Below are 8831 nucleotides of genomic sequence, written 5' to 3'. Positions count from 1 at the left end.
CAAAGGCGCCAACGCCGGCCACGCCACCGAAGCCAACATGGACCGCCTCGACGGTGCCGGCGCTGCCGCCGCCCTTGAAGCCCGCGCCGTCACCGCCAGTGACTCCGCCGCCATCGTCCGCGCCAAGGCCGCCCTGGACAAACTCGACGTCGCCGAAGGCCTCGCCGAACTCGAAGGCGCCTCCGCCCGCGTCGCCGTTGACGAAAAGCGCATGATCAACTGCCGCGCCGACCTCAACCAACTCGTGCCCTTCAAGTACGACTGGGCCTGGCAGAAGTACCTCGACGGCTGCGCCAACCACTGGATGCCGCAAGAGGTCAACATGACCGCCGACATCGCTGTGTGGAAAGACCCCGAAGGCCTGACCGACGACGAACGCCGCATCGTCATGCGCAACTTGGGCTTCTTCTCCACCGCCGACTCCCTGGTTGCCAACAACCTGGTCCTGGCCGTGTACCGCCTGATCACCAACCCGGAGTGCCGCCAGTACATCCTGCGCCAGGCCTTCGAAGAAGCGATTCACACCCACGCCTACCAGTACTGCATCGAATCGCTGGCCATGGATGAAGGCGAGATCTTCAACATGTACCACGAGATTCCATCGGTCGCCAAAAAGGCTGCCTGGGGCCTGAAGTACACCCGTTCGATCTCCGATCCGAAGTTCGAAACCGGCACTGTCGAGACTGATAAAGAACTGCTGCGTAACCTGGTCGCCTACTACTGCGTGCTGGAAGGCATCTTCTTTTACTGCGGCTTCACCCAGATCCTGTCCATGGGCCGTCGCAACAAAATGACCGGCGTCGCCGAGCAGTTCCAGTACATCCTGCGCGACGAGTCGATGCACCTGAACTTCGGTATCGATGTGATCAACCAGATCAAAATCGAAAACCCGCATTTGTGGGATGCCGAGATGAAGGAAGAAGCGACCCAGATGATCCTGCAAGGGACTCAGCTGGAGATCGAATACGCGCGCGATACCATGCCGCGCGGCGTGCTGGGCATGAATGCGGCGATGATGGAGGATTACCTCAAGTTCATCGCTAACCGTCGCCTGTCGCAGATTGGTTTGAAAGAAGAGTATCCGGGCACCACCAACCCGTTCCCGTGGATGAGCGAGATCATGGACTTGAAGAAAGAGAAGAACTTCTTCGAAACCCGTGTGATCGAGTACCAAACAGGCGGCGCGTTGAGCTGGGACTAACCCACGACGCGGATCTAAAAATGTGGGAGCGGGCTTGCTCGCGAATGCGGAGTGTCAGTTGAGAAATCTGGTAACTGATACACCGCATTCGCGAGCAAGCCCGCTCCCACAGTTAGGTCTGCGGTGTTTTACAGACTTTGCAAATTGCCACTTATGCCCAATCAAACCATCAAGACCCCTTGCATCGGCCTGTGTTCCACCGTTTACGGCGACCTGGTGTGCCGGGGCTGCAAGCGTTATCACCACGAAGTGATCCAGTGGAACGGCTACAACGCCGACGAGAAACAGGCCGTGTGGCTGCGCCTGGAGCAATTGCTGGTGCAGGTGATGGCCAGCAAACTGGAAGTGTTTGATGCGCACCTGCTGCGCCAGCAGCTTGAAAATCGCAAGATCCGCTTTATGCCGCACCAGTCGCCGTATTGCTGGGCGTACCAACTGATAGCCCGGGGTGCGCGGGTGATTTCCAAGTTGGATGCGTATGGGCTGGCGTTGTTGCCGGAGTTTCGTGAGCGCCATTTGGCGGACCTGCGCGACGCGATTGACCGGGAGTTTTTCCTGCTGTCCGAAGCGCATTACGAACGGTATATCGCGCCGGGGTTTATTCGGGACGTGTTCGGCCCACCATTGATCGCTGCATTCTAACGACGCGATTGTGTTTAAAATGCCGCCCGCTCAACGACCGACGTTTAACGATGAACCCAGACGCACTCGCCACCCTGCACACTCACTTGCTCACCGCCCTGGCCAGCCCACCGGCGGAAACCCGGCGCCTGTTCCACGGCCGTGGTCGCTGCTGGCCGGGCCTTGAGCAATTGACGGTGGACTGGCTACAAGGCGTTCTGCTGGTGTCGTTGTTCAAGGAGCCGGAGGCAGAACACCTGCACGCCCTGAAACAGCTGCTGCAGACGCAGCTCGGGGCCTACACCGTCGCCCTGCAACACCGTTACCTGCCGCAAAGCACCACCGAATGGCTGGCAGGCACCCCTGTCGACGAGCTGACCATCACCGAAGGCGGCCTGCGTTACCTGATCGACCTGGGTAAAAAACAGAACAGCGGGCTGTTCCTCGACATGCGCTACGGCCGCAACTGGGTGCGCGAACAGGCCAATGGCCAGCGTGTGCTCAACCTGTTTGCCTACACCTGTGGGTTTTCCGTGGCCGCCATCGAAGGCGGCGCCGACCACGTAGTCAATCTGGACATGGCGCGCGGTGCCCTGAGCCGTGGCCGCGACAACCATCGCCTGAACGGTCATGACCTGAGCAAGGTCAGCTTTTTGGGCCACGACCTGTTCAAGTCCTGGGCCAAGGTCACCAACAGCGGCCCGTATGACCTGGTGATCATCGACCCGCCGTCATTCCAGAAAGGCAGTTTCCTGCTGACCAAGGACTACCAGCGCGTATTGCGGCGCCTACCGGACTTGCTGACCCCACAGGGCACCGTGTTGGCGTGCATGAACGACCCGGCCTTCGGCGAGGACTTCCTGATCGACGGTGTGACACGAGAAGCCCCCGGGTTACGATTCGTGGAACGGCTGCAAAACCCGCCGGAATTTCCTGATATTGACGCGCAAAGCGGCTTAAAGGCCTTGGTGTTTCGCCAGGGCTGATGCCGAAACGTCTTACGCTTGCTACGCTAAGTGATACACCGGGTTGGTGAACCTTCTGACCTCCTTCCCGGTCGATACCTGCATCCCCCGGCCAGACTCGACAGCGTCACGTTGTCGGCTGCCCCGTTTCACCTTTTGGAGAACCGCCCGTGATATCGACCCTGCATGTAGCCAGACTCAAAGCCTGGGGCGCCCACGGCTTTACCGCCACCGGCGTGGTATTGGCCTTCCTGGCCACCCTGGCGCTGCTGGAAAACTCACCCAAGGCTTGCCTGCTGTGGCTCGGCCTGGCGCTGGTGGTGGACGGCGTCGACGGTTCACTGGCGCGACGGGTCAACGTGAGCACCGTCTTGCCGAGTTTCGACGGCTCGGTGCTGGACCTGGTGATTGATTACCTGACGTATGTGTTTATTCCGGCGCTGTTTATCTACCGTTATATCGACCTGCCGGAGTTTACCCACCTGTTTACGGTGTCGGTGATCCTGGTCTCGTCGCTGTTCTGCTTCTGCAACGTGAACATGAAGAGCAAGGACAACTACTTCGTCGGCTTCCCCGCCGCGTGGAACGTGGTTGCACTGTGTGTCTATATCATCCAGCCGGAAGCCTGGGTCACCTTGCTCACAGTGATTGGCCTGGCGCTGCTGACCGTAACGCCAATGAAGTTCTTGCACCCGTTCCGGGTTAAACGATTCATGCCGATCAATATCGCGGTGACCACGATTTGGTTGCTGTGCAGCTTTTTGATGGTGGTGGATTATCCGAACACCAACCCGTGGACGTTTGGGTTGTGGTCGGTAATGTCGGCGTATTTCCTGGGGATTTGTGTCTGGCGCACCGCCCTGGAGTGGATCGAGGCACGCCGCTAGTCAAGCGGGCACGGTTTAAAATGTGGGAGCTGGCTTGCCTGCGATAGCGGTGAGTCAGCCCCAGATACGTCAACTGACACACTGCCATCGCAGGCAAGCCAGCTCCCACATTTGGATCTGCGTACATCCGGCGGGTAAGATGGCACACTTCGGCGCAGCACCTTTCTGCGCCCCGCCATTCTAAGTCCTGCCCATGCCCTTCGAACTCAGCGTAGACCTCACCACCCTCGCCATCCTGGCCGTCGTTGCGTTTATCGCCGGTTTCATCGACGCCATCGCCGGCGGCGGCGGCTTACTCACCACGCCGGCCCTGCTCACCGCAGGCATGCCGCCCCATCTGGTACTGGGCACCAACAAGCTCAGCTCCACGTTCGGCTCGGCCACCGCCAGTTTAACCTTCTACCGCCGCAAGCTGTTCCACCCGCGCCAGTGGGTGCACGCCATCGTCGGTACGCTGGTGGGTGCACTCGCTGGCGCAGTAGTCGCCCACTACCTGCCTGCTGAAACCCTGAACAAAATGCTGCCGGTGATCGTATTTGCCTGTGGTGTGTACCTGCTGTTCGGTGGTACGCCCAAGGCGCCGCTGGACGCCGACGCGCCGATCAAGAAGAAATGGCAAGCCACCCAGGGCTTTGGCCTGGGCTTCTACGATGGCGTAGCGGGCCCCGGCACCGGGGCGTTCTGGACGGTGAGCACGATGCTGCTCCACCCCATCGACCTGGTCAAAGCCAGTGGCGTGGCGCGCAGCATGAATTTCGTCAGCAACGCGGCGGCGCTGTCGGTGTTTATCTTCAACGGCTCGGTGGATTGGATCGTCGGCCTGGCGATGGGCATTTCGGTAATGGGTGGCGCGTTCTTTGGCGCACGCAGCGCGATCAGCGGCGGCGCCAAATTCATTCGCCCAGTGTTTATCACCGTGGTCCTCGGCCTGACCGTGCGCCTAGCCTGGCAGCACTGGTTCAGCGTGGCCTAGACGACGGGCCAGGTAGAGGTCGATCAGGTAACGCGCAATCGAACGTGACGCCGGCAACGGCGGCAGGTCGTGGATATTGAACCACTGCGCGTCCTCAATCTCGTCAGCCTGGGGCACGATGTCGCCACCCGCGTATTCAGCGTGGAAACCCAGCATCATCGAATGCGGGAACGGCCAGCACTGGCTGCCCATGTACTGGATGTTCTTGACCTCCACCTGCACCTCTTCGCGGACCTCGCGGATCAGGCAGTCTTCGGCCGATTCGCCCGGTTCGGCAAACCCCGCCAACGTGCTGTACACGCCGGTGACAAAACGCGGCGAACGTGCCAGCAGGATCTCGTCGCCACGGGTCACCAGCACGATCATGCTCGGGGAGATTCGCGGGTAACTGCGCAGGTCACAGGCCTGGCAAAACATCGCGCGTTCGCGTGGCACCTGGACCATGGCTTGGCCGCAACTGCCGCAAAACCGATGCTCCCGTGCCCACGTGCCGATCTGTGCGGCGTAGCCCAGTACTTTGTACAGGGTGTGATCCCCTTGCAGCATGAAACCGCGCAGGCCCTGCCAGCTGCAGCCCGGCACTTCAGCCGCCGCGTTGAGCTCCAGCAGGTACACCGGCTCGCCGTCGAGGTGGCCGATGCCATGTTCGGCAAACACCGAAAGGTCCTGGCGCTTGAGCCATTCACGGGGGAACAACGGGCCATTGGTGTCGTGCAAAAAGCCCTCGCGGCTACGGGCAACGGCCCAGCCACCCGGGGTGTCGTTGTCCAGCAGCGTTGTGGTAATCCAGCCTGGGGTCATGTCAGTCAATCCACGAATTCGGGTTTCTGCTTACTCATGTGGGCCGCGATGGCCACACGCAGGTCGTTGGATTGCAACATAGCCGAGTTCCAGGTGGCAACGTATTCCAAGCCATCATGGACGGTGTGGTCACGCATGTAGCTGATCATAGCCTTGGTGCCAGTGACCGCAATCGGTGACTTGGCGGCGATTTCATGGGCGATTTCCATGACGCCGGCCAGCAGGCTGTCCTGATCGGGGTACACACGGTTGACCAAGCCGATGCTGCGCGCTTCCTCGGCGCCAAACTGGCGGCCGGTGTAGGCCAGCTCACGCAGCATGCCGTCGCCAATAATGCGCGGCAGGCGTTGCAGGGTGCCAACGTCAGCGGCCATGCCGATATCGATTTCCTTGATCGAGAATTGCGCACCCTCGGCGGCGTAGCGCATATCACAAGCGCTGATCAGGTCGATGGCGCCGCCGATGCAGTAACCCTGGATTGCCGCCAGTACTGGCTTGCGGCAGTTGTCGACGGCGTTGAACGAAGCCTGCAGTTCGAGAATCTTGCGTCGCAGCAGGCGCGCGTTGCGGCCCACGTCCTTGCCGAAGTCGTTGGCGACCGAGGCCAGCATCATCAGGTCTATCCCTGAGGAGAAGTGCTTGCCGGCGCCACTGAGCACCACGGCGCGCACGGCGTCGGTGTCTTCGACCCATTGGAAGATGTCGATGATTTCGGTCCAGAACGCCGCGTTCATCGCGTTGATCTTTTCCGGGCGGTTGATCTGCACATGGGCAACGTTGCCGGTGAGTTCGACGACGAAAGCTTGGTATTCGGACATGGCAGTAATCCCTGGCTGGCGAGTAATTAGGCCCGAACTATAACAAGGGTCCACAAGGACGCATCGGCCAAAAGCGGGACTGTACACCGTGAAGGAAAAGACGCTGGATAAAACCCTGCGTACACGCCATCCTTCGCGCTTTAAGCCGCCCCACGCGCGGCGCTCGACGTTTAAAGGATATGCCCATGCACGCCCAACCCCTCGCCCCCGCCGAATTCGAATCGATCGAAGATGCCCTGCTCAAATACGGCGACGACCATTCCGTATTGAACCTGGCCGAACTCGACGGCTACTTCACCGCGCTGGTTTCCAGCCCGGTCCAGGTGGATGTGGCTGAGTGGTTCCCGGCCATCTGGGGTGGCCAGAACCCGGAATGGGACAACATGGACGAAGCGCAACGCTTCCTCGAACTGTGCGTTCGCCATATCAACACCCTGGCCGAACAACTGGCGATTGATGCCAAGGGTTTCAAGGCCCGCTTCGATGAAACCGAACACCAGGGCCAAACCGTAACCCTCGCCGAAGAATGGTGCTTTGGCTACATCCGCGGCGCCGCCATCGGCAACTGGCCGGAACTGCCAGCCGTGCAAGCCGCAGCACTGGAGAAAATTTCCTGGTGCGCCGAGCAGGACAATTTCGAACTGCCGGCAGACCTGGATGTGCAGGCGCACCAGCAGCGTGTCAGCCAAATCGAACCGGCAGCGCGGGCGCTGCATGATTACTGGCTGACAAAACGATAATTTGGCTTTTGATCTTGATCTCAGGCGCCCCGTCAAACACGCTGGCCGAACGCAGGCTCGACAAGCACAGCATCTATACCCGATTATTCGAGTCCGACTGTCGGCCACTCCGTGCCACCTTGCCTTGAATCAGGAGCCCTGTACCTTGAGTTCGCAGAAAACCGTGACCGTTACACCGCCCAACTTCCCCCTCAATGGCAAGGTCGCGCCCCCCGGCTCCAAATCCATTACCAACCGCGCCCTCCTGCTGGCCGCCCTGGCCAAGGGCACCAGCCGCCTCAGCGGCGCGCTCAAAAGCGATGACACCCGCCATATGTCAGTGGCCCTGCGCCAAATGGGCGTAACCATCGACGAGCCGGACGACACCACCTTCGTCGTCACCGGCCAGGGCAAACTGCAACTGCCGGGTCAACCGCTGTTCCTCGGCAACGCAGGCACCGCGATGCGCTTTCTCACCGCTGCCGTTGCCACGGTTGACGGCACCGTTGTGCTGGACGGCGATGACTACATGCAAAAACGCCCGATCGGCCCGCTGCTGGCGACCCTCGGCCAAAACGGTATCCAGGTTGACAGCCCCACCGGTTGCCCACCCGTCACCGTACACGGCGTAGGCAAAATCAAAGCCAAGCGCTTCGAGATCGACGGCGGCCTGTCCAGCCAATACGTATCGGCCCTGCTGATGCTCGCCGCCTGCGGTGAAGCGCCGATTGAAGTGGCGCTGACCGGCAAGGACATCGGTGCGCGTGGCTATGTGGACCTGACCCTGGACTGCATGCGTGCCTTCGGTGCCCAGGTTGAAGAAGTCAACGACACCACCTGGCGCGTCGCCCCTACCGGCTACAGCGCCCATGATTATCTGATCGAACCCGACGCCTCCGCCGCCACTTACCTGTGGGCCGCTGAAGTGTTGACCGGTGGCCGCATCGACATCGGCGTAGCCGCGCAAGACTTTACCCAGCCGGACGCCAAGGCGCAGGCCGTGATCGCGCAATTCCCAGACATGCAGGCGACCGTGGTCGGCTCGCAGATGCAGGACGCCATCCCGACCCTGGCGGTGCTCGCTGCGTTCAACAACACCCCGGTGCGTTTCACTGAGCTCGCCAACCTGCGGGTCAAGGAATGTGACCGCGTACAAGCGCTGCATGACGGCCTGAACGAGATCCGCCCGGGCCTGGCGACCATCGAGGGCGACGACCTGCTGGTCGCCAGTGATCCTGCGCTGGCCGGCACGTCGTGCAACGCGCTGATCGACACCCACGCCGACCACCGCATCGCCATGTGCTTTGCCCTGGCCGGGCTGAAAGTGTCGGGCATCCGTATTCAGGACCCGGACTGCGTAGCCAAGACCTATCCTGAGTACTGGAGGGCTTTGGGCAGTCTTGGGGTCGTGCTGACCTACTGAGCGATCAGCGTCGGAATGGGGAGGCAGTGCACATGACGATTCGCCAACCCTGCCCACCCGGCGCTTGCGTCTGCGACCGCGACGACCTGCTGCAAGCGCCAGGTGCCGACTTGCGCATCCTCAACCTGACGCGTCAGGAAGAGAAGAAACTGCTCGACCGCCTTGAAGACCTCAAGAGCTTGCAAGACCTGGAACGCCTGCAACAGCTGATGTACCAGCAATTGGGCATTCGCGTGCATATCGCACCGGGCCACACCGAGGTCAAGAGCATGCGCGGGATCCAGATCGTGATCGACGAACTGCCGGGCATGTGCCGCAAAACCCGCCAATCGATCCCGGCCGCGATCCGCCGAGGCCTGGAGAAACGACCAGAGATCGCCTACCGCCTGCTGGATGCCCACGACCTGTTTCGCGAAGGTTGAA

General features: G+C 60.9%; 10 protein-coding genes. 8 read left to right on the top strand and 2 right to left on the bottom strand.

Annotation, left to right across the window (positions count from 1 at the left end):
• Positions 1–37: 37 nt before the first annotated feature.
• The 5 genes from BFP95_RS02295 (at position 38) to BFP95_RS02275 (ending at position 4647) form a co-directional block, all read left to right on the top strand.
• Positions 38–1201, top strand: a complete 1164-nt coding sequence (locus BFP95_RS02295; RefSeq protein ID WP_175405967.1) for a ribonucleotide-diphosphate reductase subunit beta — start codon at positions 38–40, stop codon at positions 1199–1201.
• 153 nt (positions 1202–1354) lie between these two features.
• The gene (locus BFP95_RS02290) at positions 1355–1843 is read left to right on the top strand and encodes a DUF1289 domain-containing protein (protein WP_065876296.1); all 489 of its coding nucleotides are present in this window, start codon (positions 1355–1357) and stop codon (positions 1841–1843) included.
• A gap of 50 nt (positions 1844–1893) precedes the next feature.
• Positions 1894–2808, top strand: a complete 915-nt coding sequence (locus BFP95_RS02285) for a class I SAM-dependent methyltransferase (protein WP_065909179.1) — start codon at positions 1894–1896, stop codon at positions 2806–2808.
• Positions 2809–2957: 149 nt separating this feature from the next.
• Positions 2958–3674, top strand: a complete 717-nt coding sequence (gene pcsA, locus BFP95_RS02280; RefSeq protein ID WP_049708562.1) for a phosphatidylcholine synthase — start codon at positions 2958–2960, stop codon at positions 3672–3674.
• Between the two features lie 193 nt (positions 3675–3867).
• The gene (locus BFP95_RS02275) at positions 3868–4647 is read left to right on the top strand and encodes a TSUP family transporter (RefSeq protein WP_065909177.1); all 780 of its coding nucleotides are present in this window, start codon (positions 3868–3870) and stop codon (positions 4645–4647) included.
• Here the strand turns inward: BFP95_RS02275 and nudC are convergent.
• Entirely contained in the window at positions 4615–5448 is an 834-nt protein-coding gene (gene nudC / locus BFP95_RS02270) for an NAD(+) diphosphatase (protein WP_065876298.1), read from the bottom strand. The genes BFP95_RS02275 and nudC overlap by 33 nt on opposite strands.
• Positions 5449–5453: 5 nt before the next feature.
• On the bottom strand, positions 5454–6266 hold the full coding sequence (locus BFP95_RS02265) for a crotonase/enoyl-CoA hydratase family protein (protein ID WP_065876299.1): 813 nt from the start codon (positions 6264–6266) through the stop codon (positions 5454–5456).
• A 185-nt stretch (positions 6267–6451) separates the two neighbouring features.
• Between BFP95_RS02265 and BFP95_RS02260 the strand changes: the two genes are divergently transcribed.
• The 3 genes from BFP95_RS02260 (at position 6452) to BFP95_RS02250 (ending at position 8830) form a co-directional block, all read left to right on the top strand.
• Positions 6452–7006 (top strand): UPF0149 family protein, encoded by a 555-nt coding sequence (locus tag BFP95_RS02260; RefSeq protein ID WP_065909175.1) that lies wholly within the window; start codon positions 6452–6454, stop codon positions 7004–7006.
• Between the two features lie 145 nt (positions 7007–7151).
• A complete protein-coding gene (locus BFP95_RS02255; RefSeq protein ID WP_065909169.1) occupies positions 7152–8408 on the top strand; it encodes a 3-phosphoshikimate 1-carboxyvinyltransferase in 1257 nt (418 codons plus the stop codon).
• A 32-nt stretch (positions 8409–8440) separates the two neighbouring features.
• Positions 8441–8830 carry a hypothetical protein gene (locus tag BFP95_RS02250; protein WP_065876302.1) on the top strand — a complete coding sequence of 130 codons (390 nt, stop codon included), beginning with the start codon at positions 8441–8443 and terminating at the stop codon, positions 8828–8830.
• The last annotated feature ends 1 nt before the right edge of the window (position 8831 follow it).

The organism is Pseudomonas sp. 58 R 12 (assembly GCF_900005865.1).
In the GTDB taxonomy this organism is placed as follows: Bacteria; Pseudomonadota; Gammaproteobacteria; order Pseudomonadales; family Pseudomonadaceae; genus Aquipseudomonas; species Aquipseudomonas tritici.
The sequence above is the reverse complement of the archived record's forward strand: the minus strand, read 5'-3'. Positions and strand labels throughout refer to the sequence as shown.

What these genes read in the sequence shown, in the direction of transcription:
- BFP95_RS02295 (WP_175405967.1), top strand. Translation starts at nt 38, where the DNA reads ATGGACCGCCTCGACGGTGCCGGCGCTGCCGCCGCCCTTGAAGCCCGC.
- BFP95_RS02290 (WP_065876296.1), top strand. Translation starts at nt 1,355, where the DNA reads ATGCCCAATCAAACCATCAAGACCCCTTGCATCGGCCTGTGTTCCACC.
- BFP95_RS02285 (WP_065909179.1), top strand. Translation starts at nt 1,894, where the DNA reads ATGAACCCAGACGCACTCGCCACCCTGCACACTCACTTGCTCACCGCC.
- BFP95_RS02275 (WP_065909177.1), top strand. Translation starts at nt 3,868, where the DNA reads ATGCCCTTCGAACTCAGCGTAGACCTCACCACCCTCGCCATCCTGGCC.
- nudC (WP_065876298.1), bottom strand. Translation starts at nt 5,448, where the DNA reads ATGACCCCAGGCTGGATTACCACAACGCTGCTGGACAACGACACCCCG.
- BFP95_RS02265 (WP_065876299.1), bottom strand. Translation starts at nt 6,266, where the DNA reads ATGTCCGAATACCAAGCTTTCGTCGTCGAACTCACCGGCAACGTTGCC.
- BFP95_RS02260 (WP_065909175.1), top strand. Translation starts at nt 6,452, where the DNA reads ATGCACGCCCAACCCCTCGCCCCCGCCGAATTCGAATCGATCGAAGAT.
- BFP95_RS02250 (WP_065876302.1), top strand. Translation starts at nt 8,441, where the DNA reads ATGACGATTCGCCAACCCTGCCCACCCGGCGCTTGCGTCTGCGACCGC.